17 protein-coding genes and 6 pseudogenes are annotated in these 17,842 nt (G+C 51.4%); 11 read left to right on the top strand and 12 right to left on the bottom strand.

Annotation, left to right across the window (positions count from 1 at the left end):
* The first annotated feature begins 36 nt into the window (after positions 1-36).
* Complete coding sequence (locus tag ACJHX4_RS06690) at positions 37-1,002, top strand: DMT family transporter (protein ID WP_000739817.1); 966 nt, start codon at positions 37-39, stop codon at positions 1,000-1,002.
* A gap of 2 nt (positions 1,003-1,004) precedes the next feature.
* Positions 1,005-2,039, top strand: coding sequence for a phosphotriesterase-related protein (locus tag ACJHX4_RS06685; RefSeq protein WP_000656349.1), 1,035 nt, complete (start codon positions 1,005-1,007; stop codon positions 2,037-2,039).
* A gap of 39 nt (positions 2,040-2,078) precedes the next feature.
* Here ACJHX4_RS06685 and ACJHX4_RS06680 read toward each other — a convergent pair.
* The 5 genes and pseudogenes from ACJHX4_RS06680 to ACJHX4_RS06660 form a co-directional block, all read right to left on the bottom strand.
* Positions 2,079-2,362 (bottom strand): annotated as a pseudogene (locus ACJHX4_RS06680) (gamma-glutamyltransferase); the annotation flags it as partial.
* Positions 2,363-2,450: 88 nt separating this feature from the next.
* A pseudogene (locus ACJHX4_RS06675) lies at positions 2,451-4,070 on the bottom strand (ISL3 family transposase).
* 283 nt (positions 4,071-4,353) lie between these two features.
* Positions 4,354-4,764 (bottom strand): zinc-ribbon domain-containing protein, encoded by a 411-nt coding sequence (locus tag ACJHX4_RS06670; RefSeq protein WP_001221618.1) that lies wholly within the window; start codon positions 4,762-4,764, stop codon positions 4,354-4,356.
* Positions 4,752-5,153 carry a putative zinc ribbon protein gene (locus ACJHX4_RS06665; RefSeq protein ID WP_000271042.1) on the bottom strand — a complete coding sequence of 134 codons (402 nt, stop codon included), beginning with the start codon at positions 5,151-5,153 and terminating at the stop codon, positions 4,752-4,754. The genes ACJHX4_RS06670 and ACJHX4_RS06665 overlap by 13 nt, the downstream gene beginning before the upstream one ends.
* Positions 5,154-5,318: 165 nt before the next feature.
* A complete protein-coding gene (locus tag ACJHX4_RS06660; RefSeq protein ID WP_000221519.1) occupies positions 5,319-5,888 on the bottom strand; it encodes an inovirus Gp2 family protein in 570 nt (189 codons plus the stop codon).
* A gap of 199 nt (positions 5,889-6,087) precedes the next feature.
* Here ACJHX4_RS06660 and ACJHX4_RS06655 point away from each other — a divergent pair, with 199 nt between their 5' ends.
* The gene (locus tag ACJHX4_RS06655) at positions 6,088-6,288 is read left to right on the top strand and encodes a hypothetical protein (protein WP_001297900.1); all 201 of its coding nucleotides are present in this window, start codon (positions 6,088-6,090) and stop codon (positions 6,286-6,288) included.
* Positions 6,289-6,527: 239 nt separating this feature from the next.
* Here the strand turns inward: ACJHX4_RS06655 and ACJHX4_RS06650 are convergent.
* Together ACJHX4_RS06650 and ACJHX4_RS06645 are read right to left on the bottom strand one after the other, a co-directional pair.
* A pseudogene (locus ACJHX4_RS06650) lies at positions 6,528-6,671 on the bottom strand (Hha/YmoA family nucleoid-associated regulatory protein); the annotation flags it as partial.
* A gap of 331 nt (positions 6,672-7,002) precedes the next feature.
* Entirely contained in the window at positions 7,003-7,236 is a 234-nt protein-coding gene (locus ACJHX4_RS06645) for a hypothetical protein (RefSeq protein WP_001224230.1), read from the bottom strand.
* 231 nt (positions 7,237-7,467) lie between these two features.
* Between ACJHX4_RS06645 and ACJHX4_RS06640 the strand changes: the two genes are divergently transcribed.
* From ACJHX4_RS06640 to ACJHX4_RS06620, 5 genes and pseudogenes are all read left to right on the top strand, one after another.
* Positions 7,468-8,664 (top strand): IS110-like element ISEc20 family transposase, encoded by a 1,197-nt coding sequence (locus ACJHX4_RS06640; RefSeq protein WP_001296203.1) that lies wholly within the window; start codon positions 7,468-7,470, stop codon positions 8,662-8,664.
* 195 nt (positions 8,665-8,859) lie between these two features.
* On the top strand, positions 8,860-9,066 hold the full coding sequence (locus tag ACJHX4_RS06635) for a helix-turn-helix transcriptional regulator (protein ID WP_000235219.1): 207 nt from the start codon (positions 8,860-8,862) through the stop codon (positions 9,064-9,066).
* 93 nt (positions 9,067-9,159) lie between these two features.
* Complete coding sequence (locus tag ACJHX4_RS06630; protein ID WP_000813432.1) at positions 9,160-9,762, top strand: hypothetical protein; 603 nt, start codon at positions 9,160-9,162, stop codon at positions 9,760-9,762.
* 473 nt (positions 9,763-10,235) lie between these two features.
* Entirely contained in the window at positions 10,236-10,451 is a 216-nt protein-coding gene (locus tag ACJHX4_RS06625) for a hypothetical protein (RefSeq protein ID WP_001327829.1), read from the top strand.
* Positions 10,452-10,592: 141 nt separating this feature from the next.
* A pseudogene (locus tag ACJHX4_RS06620) lies at positions 10,593-10,721 on the top strand (IS21 family transposase); the annotation flags it as partial.
* 66 nt (positions 10,722-10,787) lie between these two features.
* On the opposite strand, the gene ACJHX4_RS06615 reads toward ACJHX4_RS06620, so the two are convergent.
* Entirely contained in the window at positions 10,788-11,483 is a 696-nt protein-coding gene (locus ACJHX4_RS06615; protein WP_072093906.1) for an AAA family ATPase, read from the bottom strand.
* Positions 11,480-12,502, bottom strand: a complete 1,023-nt coding sequence (istA, locus tag ACJHX4_RS06610) for an IS21-like element IS100 family transposase (protein WP_000255956.1) — start codon at positions 12,500-12,502, stop codon at positions 11,480-11,482. The genes ACJHX4_RS06615 and istA overlap by 4 nt, the downstream gene beginning before the upstream one ends.
* 88 nt (positions 12,503-12,590) lie before the next feature.
* On the opposite strand from istA, the pseudogene ACJHX4_RS06605 reads away from it, so the two are divergent.
* From ACJHX4_RS06605 to ACJHX4_RS06595, 3 genes and pseudogenes are all read left to right on the top strand, one after another.
* Positions 12,591-12,748, top strand: a pseudogene (locus tag ACJHX4_RS06605) (IS21 family transposase); the annotation flags it as partial.
* A gap of 14 nt (positions 12,749-12,762) precedes the next feature.
* Positions 12,763-12,900, top strand: a pseudogene (locus tag ACJHX4_RS06600) (AAA family ATPase); the annotation flags it as partial.
* Between the two features lie 1,126 nt (positions 12,901-14,026).
* Positions 14,027-15,172, top strand: coding sequence for a hypothetical protein (locus tag ACJHX4_RS06595; protein ID WP_001531794.1), 1,146 nt, complete (start codon positions 14,027-14,029; stop codon positions 15,170-15,172).
* 530 nt (positions 15,173-15,702) lie between these two features.
* Here the strand turns inward: ACJHX4_RS06595 and ACJHX4_RS06590 are convergent.
* The 3 genes from ACJHX4_RS06590 to ACJHX4_RS06580 form a co-directional block, all read right to left on the bottom strand.
* Entirely contained in the window at positions 15,703-15,921 is a 219-nt protein-coding gene (locus ACJHX4_RS06590) for a hypothetical protein (protein ID WP_072276226.1), read from the bottom strand.
* Positions 15,922-16,013: 92 nt separating this feature from the next.
* The gene (locus ACJHX4_RS06585; protein ID WP_000016207.1) at positions 16,014-16,781 is read right to left on the bottom strand and encodes an ABC transporter ATP-binding protein; all 768 of its coding nucleotides are present in this window, start codon (positions 16,779-16,781) and stop codon (positions 16,014-16,016) included.
* Positions 16,778-17,836 (bottom strand): FecCD family ABC transporter permease, encoded by a 1,059-nt coding sequence (locus ACJHX4_RS06580; protein ID WP_000217077.1) that lies wholly within the window; start codon positions 17,834-17,836, stop codon positions 16,778-16,780. The genes ACJHX4_RS06585 and ACJHX4_RS06580 overlap by 4 nt, the downstream gene beginning before the upstream one ends.
* Positions 17,837-17,842 lie beyond the last annotated feature (6 nt).

Raw genomic sequence — 17,842 nt, 5'->3', positions numbered from 1 at the left:
CAGTTACCCCATTTACTATAATAGAAGGATTGATGTATGAAAAAGAATAAGTACTCAACTCCCTTATGGATGCTTGCCACGATTCTTGCGGGTATGCTCTCCCCTATGCAATCAGCGGTGAATGGTCAATTAGGTCACTGGTTACAGGATGGTAATGCATGCGCAGTTATCTCCTTTGCCAGTGGTTTAGTCGTGATGTTTTTTATTATTATGGCGCGAAAAGAAACCCGGCAACAATTTGCGGCAATTCCTTCTCTGATTAAAAACCGAAAAGTTCCTCTCTGGAACTGGTTTGCCGGTCTCTGTGGAGCGATGGTGGTATTTTCTGAAGGCGCATCAGCCAGCGCACTCGGGGTCGCAACGTTTCAAACCGCACTGATCTCCGCGCTATTGCTGTCTGGTTTACTTTGCGATCGCTTTGGTATCGGTGTCGACGAGAAAAAATACTTTACCCCTTATCGCATCATCGGTGCATTATTTGCGGTTATTGCTACGATTTTTGTTGTGTCACCGCAGTGGCATTCTACCTCTTTCATCTTACTTGCCATTCTTCCGTTCTTAGCTGGTTTGCTTGCAGGATGGCAGCCCGCTGGAAATGCAAAAGTAGCTGAAGCTACGGGATCCATGCTGGTTTCAATCACCTGGAATTTCATCGTTGGATTTTGTGTTTTAGGCACAGCGCTAGCTATTCGTGTCGCATTAGGGCACGTCACTGTTCAATTACCAGATGTCTGGTGGATGTATCTTGGCGGCCCGCTTGGACTAATGTCTATCGGTTTAATGGCCATTTTGGTCAGAGGTCTGGGGTTACTGATGCTGGGGGTTGCTTCAACGGCGGGCCAGTTACTGGGATCAGTATTGATTGACGTATTAATTCCATCGCTGGGCAATACCGTTTATCTGGTCACGATCATCGGAACACTGTTTGCACTGGTCGGTGCAATTGTTACCACTATTCCGGAATACAGAACCTCGAAAACAATGAAGAAAATGGAGGTATAATCATGAAAGATTATCTACAAACTGTGACGGGCCCCGTCGCCCGTGAAGATATGGGGCTAACACTTCCTCATGAACATCTGTTCAACGATCTTTCCTCTGTTGTGGATGCTCCTTGCTATCCTTTTTCACAACGGCTTGTTGATAAAAAAGTCACGGCAGAAATCCAGTGGGCATTAAAACACGATCCTTATTGCTGCGCTGATAATATGGACCGCAAACCTATTGAAGATGTGATCTTCGAAATTAATAACTTTATCTCGCTCGGTGGTCGCACCATTGTTGATGCCACAGGGTCTGAGTCTATCGGACGAGATGCGCAGGCATTACGAGAAGTCGCATTAAAAACAGGTCTGAATATTGTTGCTTCCTCCGGTCCCTACCTGGAAAAATTTGAAAGCCAGAGAATTCATAAAACGGTTGATGAACTGGCGGCAACGATCGATAAAGAATTGAATCAAGGGATTGGCGATACGGATATTCGTGCCGGAATGATCGGTGAAATAGGTGTCTCACCGACATTTACCGAAGCCGAGCATAACAGCTTGCGGGCTGCCTCGCTGGCACAGATTAACAATCCTCATGTGGCGATGAATATTCACATGCCGGGCTGGCTTCGTCGCGGTGATGAAGTACTCGACATTGTGTTAGGTGAAATGGGCGTCTCGCCAAATAAAGTCTCTCTCGCACACTCGGATCCGTCAGGAAAAGACGTGGCGTATCAGCGGAAAATGCTTGATAAGGGTGTCTGGCTGGAATTCGACATGATTGGCCTAGACATTACCTTCCCGAAAGAGGGAATAGCGCCAGGGGTGCAGGAGACTGCCGATGCCGTCGCTCATCTCATTGAGTTGGGATACGCCGATCAGCTTGTTCTCAGCCACGATGTCTTCCTTAAACAAATGTGGGCTAAAAATGGCGGTAATGGCTGGGGATTTGTTCCAGATGTTTTTCTGGCCTATCTGGCGGAGCGCGGCGTCGATAAAACGATCCTCAAAAAACTCTGTATCGATAATCCCGGACGATTATTGACCGCATAAAACCATTATCCCCCGGCACACTGCGCCGGGGGATGTCAATTAATACCCCGCCGTTAAATCATCCACCAAGCGCGAGTCGGATGCGCCGTACAACTCACCATCCGACCCAACCATAATGCTTTGCGTGCTGCCCATCGCCTCATTCAGCGCCACTTTCTGACCTTTTGCTTCCAGCAGCTTGAGCGTATCCGGACTAAACCCTTTTCAACACGCAGCTAGTCCGGCAACCACTGATGGTGGAAACGAGGCGCATTGGTCGCTTCGGCAACATTCATTCCACAATTGATGCTGTTCACCACCATTTGCAGCACGGTAGTGATGATTCAGCTACCGGTAACAAAGTGAGTACATAAAGGCCATACTGTCACGAACAGTGCAAAAGTGGCTCTTCCGCAACCTAGGTGAAGATTTTCATGCCAGTGGACTCATTACCCTCCGCCTAAGTAGTTCAAATCCGGCTCGACCATACATCTGGCGTATCAGCACCTTCAGGCGATTTACATGACCTTCGACAACACCATTACTCCAGCGACTGCTGATTGCCTCACATATAGCCGCAGCATCAGCTTCCATCCCCGCAGCTACGCACCGAAGTTCTGCTGAGCCGCTTTCGTGAACTCGAGTGAACCAGCTGCTTAGCTGTGATTTATTTTAGGTTTTCAGAATACGGTAGAACTCGAGTACCAGTTGCTGTGCTATTTTCAACTCCGGTTCTTTTTCACACATCAGACTAATAAATCGGGATGCATAATTTTCTTCGCCCCTGATTATTCTCCAGGGCATCAACCAGCGGCTTACCCGGGACACTGAAGGAAGTCTTGCGGCAGTAGTAACCGGTGGGTTCCAGCCTTTACGCCATTTGGCAACAGTATCCCTGACGATGGTTTCACTGCCTGTCCCCCCCTGGGCCACCATTTCCCGCCATATCCGGCTGGCATTATAATTACCACTTTCTCGTTGCTCTTTTAACCACTCCCTCCATGGGTCCAGAAGCCCTCGCTTTGGAGGCCGGGTTGACATTTCAGGGAATGTTCCTGAACGCACCCAGCGACTGACTGTCACTCGCGACAGGCCTGTAATACGGGATATTTCCCTGAAACTACATCCCTTGTTATGCAGGGCCATAACCTCTGTCCAATGCTGATGCCGTTTTTTGCGGGTTTGCTGTTTAAGGCGTTCCGGACGACGGAGCGATGCTACAGGCACAGATATTTCTGGCTCAGGTGATTTCTTCAGTGATAACTCTCTGACAACAAGACGTATCAGAGGCATATGTCTGTACATCATTCGTTCAGGCTCATCACCAATACTTTTTAGCAGGTGCCATCGATCGGCCACCTGTCTGGCCTGAGGTGCACCTTCACGTGCTGCTGTCGCATAGACTCCACTGCGATCACGCGAGACAACCTGTATTTCCGGATATTTTCTGAACCAGGTCGCCAGCGTACGCTGATCACGGCCGGGAAGCAGGACGAGGGGACGGTGAGTATCAAGATTGACTATTAACATACCGCAGCAGTGGCCCCGATGCCACGCCCACTCATCAATACCGACATGAGGCGCGCCTGACTGTTTCGTCTCCGGGGTATTGATAACCCTGCGAAGAAGAGTATCAGCACTGCAACGGAGACCCGCTGCCGTTGCAGCCCGTTTTCCAGCCTCACCTCCAGCTATTAATCCCAGTTGACGTTGTAAATTTTGTAACGCCTGTGAAGACTGCTGGTGTGAACCGGCGAAGGGAGCAAGCGACTCGGCAAAAATTTTACGTTAACAAGCCGGGTTACGGCAGTACCAGTGGCGGACGGAAAATACAAGCCATAGCGTCTGCCCTGAGCAGGGTAGATGCTGTATCCGGCGCCGACGACAACTATGAACAGAGTCGCTACGCTTAAAGCATTCAGGACATTGTGCTGTTTTGCGTTTTCCGTGGAGATGGAGGGTTATACCGTCAGAGCTAATAATTTGTCGACTGCATCGCCATCCGCAAGGTAACTGTAGAAGTGTCTTAAGAGAGTGCATTGCGTTGCCCATAACTTAAAACAGCTTAGATCCTTGTTCGCCAGAAAGTTTCATCCATTTTCTTCCACCCAGGTTGCGGAAGAACCACTTTTCATCCGTCGTTGACAGATGTGAAGTATGCGGGAGAAAAAGTGAATATCTAACTGTAATAACTCAGACCGGTACGAGTACCCGGGACGTCTACAATCATTCAGGGCAAAGTGCTAAAATTTCTCTATCCCGGGATGCCCCTACCAACGCAGCACTCCCGGAGATATCATTACAGCTCTACAACTGATTTCCGCGACTGAACCGCTCAGTTCCTATCCTTCCAGTTGCCTTCCTGCAGCCCCCCCTCCCTGCTGTATACCCCGGTACCACAACTCGGGCAGCACTTTTCTCCTTCATAATCTTCGTCACACATCACACAAAACCACTTTCTCACCTTCACCGTATAATCCGGAACCGTCATACCCTGCAGATGCAAACGACGGGCCTCTTTCTCTGCCGGGTCAAGCCAGGTGCATCGCAGCAGGATTTTCTCAGCGACAGTCATCTGGTCATGTTCAAACCACGGTGGTTGTCCGTCATTGCCCCGCTGAAGTGTTAACGGGCATCCACAGGACACACAGCACAAAACGTCCTGGCGGTTGTGCTTCGCTGCTTCTTTCGCCGTAACAAAATGGCCTTTGCTGTCATTCGCCATATAACAGTTCAGAATTCGCATATTTCCTCCTGAGTTGTCCGGGGAATACTGAATCCTCCGGTCTGGCAGTGTGTGCAGTACCGCTCCCCATAATAATCGTGGTGACATTGTCTGCAGTGCCAGCTGGCTTTACGCACCACGGGTAAGGCATCCGGTACGAATTGCTGCAGACGTTTAATCAACTGTATTTCTCTGCGCTCCGGCCTGACATAAGGGCACTGTTGACCGTGCTCTGTCAGCCTGTCGTCAGTGTGTTCAAACCAGGGAAGTTCAGTGTCGTATTGCGGATGGTATCTGAGTGCACTGCCACACAAGTGGCAGGTGTAGTGAGCATAAGGTGCGGCCTGTACAGTACGGGCGCCCGTCAGACGTCCGTTGCTATCAAGAGCGAGAAAGGATTTTGCGTACATAGTATATGTTCCTTACCGTCAGACGACACGCAGGCAACAGCCGTCCCGGTACGGGCAGCGTGGTCAGGTGTGAATGGCGGTTTCAGTTCAGTCTCATAAGGGAAAATCAGTGTGGTGGCCATGAACACGTCATCACACTGAAGTCAGATAACTCGTCTGTCTGGCTCAGCCACGACTGCAGCCAAAGTTGCGCTCACCGGTGCAGTGAGCTTTGGTATGCTCCTTCGCCAGATAGTCAGCACGTTCCAGCACTTGCTGAAAGCCGGTGTCATCATTACGCGCCAGCCACACCGCCGGCCAGGCCGGAAAATGCACCAGCGTGGCATGGCATCCGGCATCCACCCCCAGGGCACTGCACCAGGCCTGTTCAATCATTCCGGCCAGTGATCCCGGAGCGCGGTAATCACCGGCACGACACCAGGTATCCCGGTTGACCAGCAGCATCAGATGATAGTGTTTTTTACCTTTGCACTCCCCAAACTCCCGGGCCCAGACGTAATGCAGAGTGGTGGGATGCACGCGTTTACCTTCCCGATGCTTACGTTTCTGGTAAGCGTCGATTCGGGCTTTCAGGGCATTGATGAAGCGGGATATCACAGCTGCGTCCGTTGCTGCCGGTACATCCGGGAAACGCAGGTCAACCCGCAATGCCGTCAGGCGGGGATGAACATTCAGTGCGTGCCGCACTGTCTCACGAATACGTTGCTGCCAGAAGGGGTTGTATTTGTAGGTCATGGTTAAATCTCCGTATGGTTCATACGGAATAGCCACGTCGTAAAAAATGCGCAGAGTCCCTGAAGTGACCTCCGGCAGGGCACTGTCTCAGGCACTCTGTGATAACCCGAACGGTCGTCTCCGGACTGACGGTTGAATTTTCAGCGTTGTTTTTTTAATGTAAAAAACCGGTTACGGGTAAGGCTGTGAGGAGGGAGTGATGGTGATACGCAAAAAGAAGTGCAGGGACTGTGGAAACGCGATTACTCATAATACAGTGTGTTGCCCGTATTGTGGTTCTGTCGACCCCTTCGGCTATTACCGGAATACAGACCGTATCGTTACCATACTGCTGGCACTGATTATTGTGGTCCTGCTGACTACTGTCAGCGTCAGTGTGTATATACTGTGTAGCTGGTGAGATAACGGTTCATGTATCCCCTGAGCTGACAGTGTACCGGGTATATTAAGCGTAACCGACAGGTTCTCCTTCATACCATATTAAATTTTTCCAGGTATTGCCGCTGCCTTATTTCGTCCCATACAGGAAAACTCGTCTGGGTTTCTGACAAATACGCGAAACTCACAGCCCCTCAATATCAACCACACGCCGTAAGCCGGTAATACCTGAAAATCAGTCTATTACCGCCCGCGCCTCCGTTACCGAACGCTCAGGTGACAAGACTGAAGCCAGCACGCACTCGTAAAATTTGCGGTCAGTTCTGCCAGCCGGTTGTCAACGGCAGAGTTAAAGGCTTCCAGCTCCGCAAGGGTAAGTTTATAACGCGTGTGGGAATTCACTTTTCCCGCGTCTCCTGACGTATTACGGGCTGCCACTTACCTGGTGTCCCGCAATACAGCCTTAGTGTTCCGTTATCGGGGATCCGGACGCACCGCAACAACCGGGGAAGTATTTCTGGTTAGAGCAGTGTCAAGAGGGATTTCTCAGCCCCTCACTCACCGGCTCAGTCTCAGGGCAGGAGCATTAATACGCTCAGTTCATGTCTTATACAGGAATGGGCATAGGGGGAGCTGGCGTGTCACTGCTGATTTTACGCATCAGCGTTCATGTATTTGCACTCTGATACAGAATGCTTCACAGCGCTCTGTTACCGGAGAGATTTACTCTCTTAGGTTATTCTGGCAAATCCTTTACGTTACTCTCTGATGACTTCTTATATTTATAATACCAATCAGACAACCTTATCCCATCGGTGATATCAGTCTCCTGCTCGCCAGGAACGGGCTGACTCACTGTAACCACCTCCGAAAACAACTCTGCAATTATCAGAACGCCTGCTTCTCTCCCTGTCCTCACGAAAACTATCCCCTCTTTATCGCGCGTGCGTGCGGAAGCATCTTTTCGCACCCCCGTTACTTTATTCGTACCCCTTATAATGGGGTGTTAGCCAGCCAGACCCGGCATGATTACTGCCCCCAGTCGTCCATGATCCGGGGGGTGATGTCACCGGGTCTGGTGGGGCGCTGGTAACCGCTAATAGGGGTCAGGTCAGGCACTTTTGCCGGGACCGTCTGTAACGTGGATGCCGGTACCTGCTCCCCGTGGTTATCTGCTTAACCCATATACAAGGGAGACAGAATGACCGAATCCAGCGATTACGAATCCGTCCAGGTCTTTATCGGCGTTGATGTCGGTAAAGATACGCATCACGCTGTAGCCATTAATCGTTCAGGTAAACGCCTGTTCGATAAAGCATTACCCAACGACGAAAACAAACTCAGGTCGCTAATATCTGACCTGAAACAACATGGTCAGATACTGCTGGTTGTTGATCAGCCAGCTACCATCGGTGCGTTACCTGTCGCCGTTGCCCGCTCAGAAGGAGTCCTTGTCGGATACCTCCCTGGACTGGCCATGCGCCGCATAGCCGACTTACACGCCGGTGAAGCTAAAACTGATGCTCGTGACGCTGCCATCATTGCCGAAGCTGCCCGTACCCTGCCTCACGCGCTACGCACGCTGAAACTGGCTGACGAGCAAATCGCCGAACTCTCCATGCTCTGCGGCTTCGATGATGATCTTGCCGCACAGACAACGCAGGCCAGCAACCGTATCCGCGGCCTTCTGACCCAGATACATCCGGCACTGGAGCGCGTTCTCGGTCCGAGACTTGATCACCCGGCGGTACTCGATCTTCTCCAGCGATATCCCTCACCAGAAAAACTCGCTTCGCTGGGTGAGAAGAAGCTGGCAGCCCAGCTCTGCAAACTTGCGCCTCGTCTGGGTAAACGCCTTGCAGCAGACATAGCTCAGGCACTGGCCGAACAAACCGTCGTCGTTCCCGGCACGAATGCCGCTGCCGTAGTACTGCCACGTCTGGCACTCCAGCTCATCACGCTGCGTAAGCAAAGAGACGAGGTGGCGCTTGCGGTAGAACAGCGAGTTCTTGCTCACCCTCTTTACCCGGTCCTGACCAGTATGCCCGGAGTCGGTGTCAGGACCGCAGCCAGACTCCTCACCGAGGTCGCCTGCCGCGCCTTCGCCTCTGTCGCACATCTCGCTGCTTATGCTGGCCTTGCGCCGGTAACTCGGCGATCCGGCTCGTCAATACGCGGTGAGCATCCCTCGCGACGGGGTAATAAAGCTCTCAAACGGGCGTTGTTCCTGTCGGCCTTCGCCGCGCTCAGGGATCCGCTCTCCAGGGCTTACTACACCCGCAAAATGAGTCAGGGAAAACGACACAATCAGGCGCTTATCGCCCTGGCGAGACGACGCTGCGACGTTCTGTTCGCCATGATGCGCGACGGGACTTTTTATACCCCGCAGGCGTCATAACATGCTTGACAACTTAATAGGGGCACCCCCCGGGATTCCGCTACGGCTCTGCCATCGCAATCCCCCCGTTTATCTCCGGACAGCCAGATTCCCGATTATTTTTTACGTTTCTCCCCGGTTGTTATGCCGGTGAAGGTGGCGCGCTGTTTTCATGACCACACCGGCTGGTTTAACAACATCCGGAGGAACATTCTCATGGCTACCCCAGTTTCGCTGATGGATGACCAGATGGTCGACATGGCGTTTATCACTCAACTGACCGGCTTAACCGATAAGTGGTTTTACAAACTCATCAAAGTTGGGGGCTTTCCTGCCCCCATCAAAATGGGGCGCAGCTCCCGCTGGCTGAAAAGTGAAGTGGAAGCCTGGCTGCAGGCGCGTATTGCACAGTCCCGTCCGTAATTTTTAACCACTAACCCTTCGCCCAAAGCAGACGCAATCTCCGGCCTGCCGGCGGCGCTCTGCTGCCTGTTATCCCCCGTGAGGAATATGAAAATGAAACAACAGTATCAGACCCGTTACGAGCTGCTCCATGAAAACTACCAGAAATGGCTGACCGGCTTCACCCGGCACGCCGTATCATGGGGCGTGTGTCATCCGAATATCTACTATTTCCATAATCTGACGCCCGGGTGGGTGTCATTCAATGGCGAAAAACCGGAGATTGCCATCGTTCCCCAGAGTCTGCACCGGCTGATTTATGGTCCGGACAAACGGAGCTCCCCGTCCCTGGATGATGATCTGGTGGTGAATTTATGCACCAGCGAACACCTGCTGGTTCATCATCCGATGCTGGAAGGGATCCTGCTGTCTGAATGTGAGCGCCTGAAGCAACATTCTCTGGCAAACAAACTGATCAGCCTCTTCCGTCAGTTTGGCGGCACGGAGTTACGTCTCAAACTGGTCTGGCTCTGCTGGCTTGACTTAATGACCGGAAACAGCCTTGACGACTGGACGAAAAACCTGAAACACAAATCAGAAAAAGATCTGGAGCAATGGATCATTGCACGTCAGGGTCAGAGTGAACCACTGACAAATCTGATGGATCAGTACGTGCTTATGGCATACCGTACATCGGTTGATGCCGCTCACAGTTGATGTCTGATAACCACAGGGCTGGCAGCAGAAAACCAGCCCTGTGGTAAAATACAGTAATAGCGGCGTACATCAGGCACGCCGCTCACTCGTCCACAGATCATATACGTCATTATACTGCGCGATAACGGAGGGCTTCAGCACCCGGTCATTTCTGAGCGGGTATGAATACCATTGATGATGCGAAGCAGCCACGGGCAGAAACGTTCTTCACAACCAGGTGCCTCCATCTTCACTGCAGGCTGAATGTGCCGGCTTGTTATCCACCAGAAATGGTATGCTCCGGTACATGCATACCCCGGAGACTATAAACGCACTGAATCATAGCCTCCCACCTCAGCAGGAGGCAGTCAGCTTTCAGGCGGAAAAACGTTGCAGTTAAAGATCGTGAGAATCGCTGTTTCGTTGCATAGCAACCCGAACAGTTGTAGTTGAAACATTTTACCTGCATCAGCACATGGTCAGGCGCCGTCTGTATGGCGTGGAATACTGATGTTTCGGCTGATGGCAAGCCTCATTCTCTGTGGAAACAGGGGCGCGCATTAGCTTCTCAACCAGAGAGTGTCACAAAGACAAATATTGCTGAAAATCGCATTCATCGTTCAGGCGTGAATGCCCGGAGACAAAAGCCGCTGTCCGCACAGCCCCCCTCTGATCTGAACAAAAAGCATACACACAACAGGCTCACCTGACCCCGAAAAACCATAACTTCAGCAATACCAGTGACACCAGCACGTTACCTCAGTGCCACATCTTCAGACCGCGATCAATCTGAAATGTGACTATCGGGGCAATATCCCAGTTTTGTGGTACACGATAACCAGAAAACATCCCCTGAACCGCCAGCCAGAAAGACCGGCCACAAAAGGGTTAAGCTGAAATCGTTTATGGATTACATCGACATATGCCTGGCAGAGAATGTCCGGAATGACGAGGTTATCTTTGCGGAGATTAAGGCAATGTGTCAACGACGGATGAAAAGTGATCCACTTATATCTCCACCAACGGCCCAATATTGATCCACCGTTTTACTCAGGATTAGCTTCTGCTATAACCCCGGCTTTTCGTTTCTGTCTGAGTCGATAGCTTTCTCCTTTGATTTGAACGACATGTGAGTGGTGTAAGATACGGTCCAGCATCGCTGAGGTCAGTGCTGCATCACCGGCGAACGTTTGATCCCACTGCCCGAACGGCAGATAGCCTATTTCATCAATGATGAGCAGGCGGGGGGCCATTACTCCACGCTGAAGCGTCGTTTTATAACGGCCCTGACGTTGTGCCGTAGATAACTGAAGTAACAGATCTGCTGCTGTTGTGAAGCGAACTTTGATACCTGCACGGACGGCTTCATAGCCCATCGCTATTGCCAGATGGGTTTTCCCCACACCTGATGGCCCCAGTAATACGATATTTTCATTACGTTCTATGAAGCTGAGTGAGCGTAACGACTGGAGTTGCTTCTGCGGTGCTCCGGTGGCGAATGTGAAGTCATACTCTTCGAACGTTTTCACCGCCGGGAAGGCTGCCATTCGGGTATACATCGCCTGTTTACGTTGATGACGTGCCAGTTTTTCTTCATGAAGCAGATGCTCCAGGAAGTCCATATAACTCCATTCCTGGTCTACTGCCTGTTGTGACAGCGCAGGCGCTGCGCTTATAAGGCTTTCCAGTTGCAACTGCCCGGCGAGCGCCATCAGTCGTTGATGTTGCAGTTCCATCATCACGCCACTCCTCTGCAGAATGAGTCGTAGATGGAGAGTGGATGATGCAGGGGGTGTTTGTCGAAGTTCACCAGATTTTCACCAGGATGCACGTCATACTCTTTTTTCTCCGGAGGCAGTGCCAGCATGGACTGCTGCTCTTCGAGCCAGCGATCGCAGGGACGGGCCTGGATTGTTTCATGCTTTCGTTGGTTAGCGACATCGTGCAGCCAGCGCAGACCGTGGCGGTTGGCTGTTTCAACATCGACAGTGATCCCCATCGGGCGCAGGCGAGTCATTAGTGGGATGTAAAAACTGTTACGGGTGTACTGCACCATCCGTTCCACCTTACCTTTAGTCTGTGCCCTGAAGGGGCGACACAGTCGGGGAGAGAAGCCCATCTCCTTGCCGAACTGCCACAGCGAAGGATGGAACCGGTGCTGACCGGTCTGATATGCGTCACGTTGCAGAACCACAGTTTTCATATTGTCATACAACACTTCGCGCGGCACACCACCAAAGAAGCGGAACGCATTACGATGGCAGGTTTCCAGCGTGTCATAACGCATATTGTCAGTGAATTCGATGTACAACATTCGGCTGTATCCGAGAACAGCAACGAACACGTGAAGCGGTGAGCGGCCATTACGCATAGTGCCCCAGTCAACCTGCATCTGTCGTCCGGGTTCAGTTTCGAACCGAACGGCAGGCTCCTGCTCCTGAGGAACCGAGAGAGAACGAATGAATCCCCTGAGAATGGTCATTCCGCCACGATATCCCTGGTCTCTGATCTCGCGAGCGATTACCGTTGCCGGGATTTTGTAAGGATGAGCATCGGCGATGCGTTGACGAATATAATCCCGGTATTCATCCAGGAGTGAAGCAACAGCAGGTCGCGGCGTATATTTTGGCGGCTCAGATTTTGCCTGCAAATAACGTTTAACCGTATTGCGGGAGATCCCCAGTTCTCTGGCAATCGCCCGGCTACTCATTCCCTGCTTGTGCAGGATTTTAATTTCCATAACTGTCTCAAAAGTGACCATAAGCTCTCCTGAATCAGGAGAGCAGATTACCCCCTGGATCTGATTTCAGGCGTTGGGTGTGGATCACTATTGCACCGTTCGTGACACAATGGGCCATACGGGCCGACGTTCCATGCCGCGTTACTACATTCAGCCCGGACGTAAAATGCGCCCGTCAAAAAGAACGGTTCGCTTCGAAACTCAGCCAGGATACCACCTCTCCGCCACACCCGGGAAGAAGTTGATATGGTGGTTGCCGGACAACAGAGCTCTTGGATTGACTGCTGCATCACTCAACCACGCTGAATATCAAAGGAGAGCGTTACCGGTTAAAAGAGAAACGTAAAGCTGTGGTGATGACCCAAAACGCAACGCCTGTCAGTGAGGATGAAATGGTGAAAAGCGGACAGCATCAGTAACGGAAGTATCTTAGCGGGTACGAAAATGGCAGGATCGTGACATTGACAGAATATCTCCTGATCATCCTGAATGACTGCAGTTGCTGTGGAAAAGTAAGCTGTCTCCACCCACGGCACGACTTAACAGGCATTCCGTAACTCCCCCAGACTTACTATGACGCATTATCGGTGCACTTAAAACCGCAGACCGCATTGCGGGTGTTACTGCATGACAGTCTGACCGTATTGTGAGATGTCGGCAGGAACCGATGTCCGCGCAGGGGGGAACTTCCTGCAGTACCTGACGCTTCAAATAGTATTAACCGTAGGGCGTTGTTGGTTCCGGATCGCGGAAATGGGAGCACAGGTCTGCTACGGGGTGTACCTCTGACAGTAAATCCGGCTCGCTCATCTGACAGCCTCTCTCCCGGAAAAGACCAAAAATGAGATCGTCTCCTCAACAGCAGAGAAGAGGTCTTGACAGACAGGCTACATTGCATACGATTTATGAAGAAAAAGACAGCAAATATGGAGGTTATAGCGGAGAACACCCTACGAAATTCCTATGAAAAACGATTGAAAAAAATATCAAATTCGATTCGTTTTTATATGCTTTTTGGGAACGTGGCGATGACGAACTGTTGCATGTGCAGAGGAGAATGCACCCGGAAGCACCAGAATCATCCAGAAAGGCAGAACGATTACGCATCAAACCAGGAGACAGCAATATCAAGGTAATACACTGATTTAAAATGAATTTACAGCAATACGTGAAAACATTTTTTACTTAAAGGAGACAGATGCGCTGAAGAGAGTGCAGGTATTTTTATATAAAAATGAGAAGATTACGGGATATATATCCGGCACACTATGACCGGAGAATACCAGTCAGGCTTAAAAAGACAATAAATACAGTGAGTTAAATACACAGAGAAAACGAAAACGTAGTATCAGAGGGTACATCTTACAACAGAGACTGAATTTCCGGTTTTTCATAACCGGCGCATTCCGGAAAATGCAGGCGGCCCGGAGCTCTTCTGACGCCAGTACCTGATAGATTGTTCTGTACATTCTGTACATCATGTACGGAGGTTTTTGTTTGCTTTCTTAAAATCTGCAAATGTGGGAAGAGCAGGTGAGGTGTATTGTGGGAAAGGAACTGGATGATATCTGCACCAGCTGTCCGTATATCGATGCTGTAAAACGGCACAAACAACAGCTCGGTGCCATAGAGGAATATACAAAGTGGTTAAAAAAAGAACCACGGGCATCTTATTTTTTTCTGTTCCGGCTGTATACCCGCATTCACAATACATTTTTCCCCCAAAAGCAACAACTCCCGTTCACTCCCGGTGGCACTCACTGCCCGGAACCTGATGTCACCCTTCGGGACTTAACGCTTTCCCCGGGCTACCACAGTGATTATGCCCCTCACCCCATTCCGGAGATGGACAGTTCTATTGTTGTTCCCCCCACTAATGAAAACACCTCGCCTCCGGAAGATACTCCCGACAACACTCCGGCCGGAGGCAATACCGGACAAGCGGAAAAGACCAGAAACGCAGGACTCACACCCATTCCTGAAAAACGTTCAGGAATGCCCCCGGAACATCTGCGGTTTGCCATGGGTTTTCCATCGCAACCGAAGATTGCCGGTCCCAGAGAAAAGCCGATGCGCACCGTGCATCCGGATAATATCTACCGTGAAATTATATGGTTCTGCTCCAATTACCTGCTGAAATCCGGACCAGAGGCTACGAGGACGATTATCAACTCAGTATTCTCTGAATGGGCCAGCATAAACAATGATTACCCCTCCCCCTTTTCGTGGGTGGACAGCAGGGACAGTGAACAGTGTGACTGGTTATGGAACGCCATGCAGGTCCGGTGTGTGGGAACCCCGCTGAATCCCCTTACCCCGGAGCAGAAATACTGGTTCGCCTGCGCCACGTTTGATAACTGGGAAGGCTGGAATGAGCAACAGGTACAGTTTTTACTGGAAAGTAATCCCAGACGGAACAGAGCGAAGTTTACGCAGGCCTCCTTCCAGGCCCCCAGGATTCAGCATAAAGCGATTCTTCTTGATGAGCTGAAAAGTGCCCGGGAGCAACAAAAAAGGCGTGATGAACGTGCTGATGGTTCCGTCCCGCTGAAACTGTCCGGAAAAATCCACAAACAGCTTGAAAGTATTGCCCGAAGTCGTGGTGTCCTCCCAAAAAAACTGCTGAATGAAATGATTGAGCAGGCGTACCAGGACTTTGTGGCAAATGAGCAACACAAGACACTGAGTTAAGGACCGCAGGGCCTCCGGTTACCGATTCTGCAGCATACACAACGAATGTGTCCGGCTCTTACCTGTGGGGGCCGCACTAAAGTTACGCATTGAGTATGAGTGGGTAATCCCGGATGAGAATATCCCAGTTTTTACACTATTCACTGAAGGTGCGACATATCATTCAGTCTCTCTGAATTCTTCATTTCAGTGGCCCCGGCTACAGTCGTTTAATCTCCTCCACGAACCGGGGCCGCAACTTGTTGTGTCAATACCAAATTGTTGGTCATTACTGTCTTGTGTCACTGGCGCTGACAAGTGAACTGAAATCCGCACCTTAATATTCTGACTGGCTGCGTACATTCATGGCATGAAGCGGCCGGAGCGGCTGAACTGAAGGTCCGTTGTGAGCGAACAGCGGACATTCACTACACATGGTTCAAACATGAACCGGAGCTTTATTGTCTAGCTGTCAGTGTACTGCGATTTACCCGCTCGGCTGTCCAGAAAATCGGTCTGAAATCCAGTCATTAAAGGGCCTTAGCCTGACATTAAGCAACTTGGTAGGCGGATAGATAATAGAAATAGGAATGCGCAGGTCTGTCATGTTGCCTAGAACGGTGACAAGCTGTCCGGTGCGAAATCATTCCGGCAGCGACAGGCTCATGTGTCAGCCCGACGCCCAGACCGTCAACGAGCATGTGGATCTGCGAGGCGTTATCGTTCGCAGCGATGTTAAAACGAACAATCTGCTCATCTTCTAGAAGCACAAGTGCTTTAATGACATTAAGGCGGTCTATATGTTGCATTACAGACTTCCTATTGATCTTTACCTGAGGCTGAAGCAACCACGTTAATCCGACTATTTTTCGATTGCACCATCCACTATCACCATCGATCTTCCCTGAGCACAACGTTCAACTCTCCCGCGTACGCCGTATACCTGCGCAAGGCTCTCTGCATGGATCACCGTTTGCGGGTCGCCGCTGTCGATAAGTTTCCCCTCTTTCAGCATGATGACCTGGGCGGCATGCCGCAGTGCGATATTGATATCGTGTAAGACGACCAGCGTAACCATATTGCGTCTTCGCGTTTCGCGCGATACAACATCCATCACATGGAACTGATAATTGAGATCCAGCGCGCTCAGTGGTTCATCCAGCAATAATAATTCGGGGCGGCGAATAAGCGACTGTGCAAGCCCCACCAGCTGCTTCTGACCGCCGGACAGGCTATCGAGGTAGTTCATTGCCAGATGTGCGATGCCTAGCTCTTCGAGCAGCGCTATAGCCTGCGCCTGATTTTGCCCGGCGCCGGAGGCGCGCTGGGCGACAACCACCGACTCCAGCACCTGTAAATGCACGCCCTGCGGCAGGGACTGCGGCAGGAACACAACTTTTTCAGCCCGACGAGCAAACGGCAGCGATAAGAGATTCTCTTCATTCAGCCAGGCTTCGCCACTGGCACGATTTAGCCCGGCCAGGGCGCGCAGTAGCGTTGATTTACCGCAGCCATTAGGCCCCAGCAGTACAGTGACTTCGCCGCGCGGCAGCGTAGAAATCGACAGATGCTCAATAATCCGCCGTTTGCCGTAACCGGCGCACAGCGCATTAATCGTAAGCCCGCTCATGACATACTCCCTCGATGACGCATTACAATGCTCAGAAAGAACGGAACGCCTACCAGCGAGGTAACAATTCCTACCGGTAAAATGACACCGGGAATGATGTTCTTCGACGCTACCGAGGCCAGCGATAGCACCAGCCCACCGATAAGGATGCTTCCGGGCAAATAAAAGCGATGATCTTCTCCCAGCAACAGGCGGGAAATATGCGGTGCAACCAGGCCAATAAAGCCAATTGGCCCCACAAACGCAACCGAAAGGGCCGCCAGCAGGCTGATGCGCAGCAGGGAACCCAGGCGCAAACGGCGAACATCAATGCCAAAACTCATCGCCCGCTCTTCGCCGAGGCGTAGCGCGGTAAGCTGCCAGGCACGACGCAGCGACCAGGGTAAAACAATCGCCATCGCCGCCGCCAGCACCGCCAGTTTCTCCCATGATGCGCGAGCCAGGCTGCCCATCGTCCAGAACACCAGGCCCTGCAAAGTATCTTCATCGGCGACAAACTGCATAATGGACACCAGCGCATTGAAGGTAAACACCAGCGCAATCCCAAACAGCACAACGCCCGACGTCGGCACGCGCGTCCAGCGGGTCAGACTATCGAGCAGCAGGGCGGACAGGAGCGCAAAAAGAAAAGCGTTTGCCGGTATAAACCCGCTTTCGGGAACGCCGGGAATACCGATGCCCAGAACAATCGCCAGCGCTGCGCCAAAGGCCGCCGCCGACGAAACGCCAAGCGTAAACGGGCTGGCGAGGGAGTTATTCAGAATAGTTTGCATCTCTGCCCCGGCCAAACCCAGCGCCATTCCTACCAGGAGCGCCATCAGCGCATAGGGCAAACGGATGTCCCAAACGATAACCCGCATGCCGTTAGTCGCCCCGGACGGATGCATCAAAGTCTTTATCAGCGAATGTAAAGGGAGCCCTGAGGGGCCGAGGGTGAAATCGAGCAGCAGCGAAGCAATGATAGCGATAAAAATAACCGCCAGTATTACCAGACGCTGGCGAAAAAGCTGGCGATAGCGGTTCTCGACCGACAGCGTACTTTCCAATACAGTCATGGTTTT

The organism is Escherichia sp. WS2035 (assembly GCF_046487065.1).
Classification (GTDB): Bacteria; Pseudomonadota; Gammaproteobacteria; order Enterobacterales; family Enterobacteriaceae; genus Escherichia; species Escherichia coli.
The sequence above is the reverse complement of the archived record's forward strand: the minus strand, read 5'-3'. Positions and strand labels throughout refer to the sequence as shown.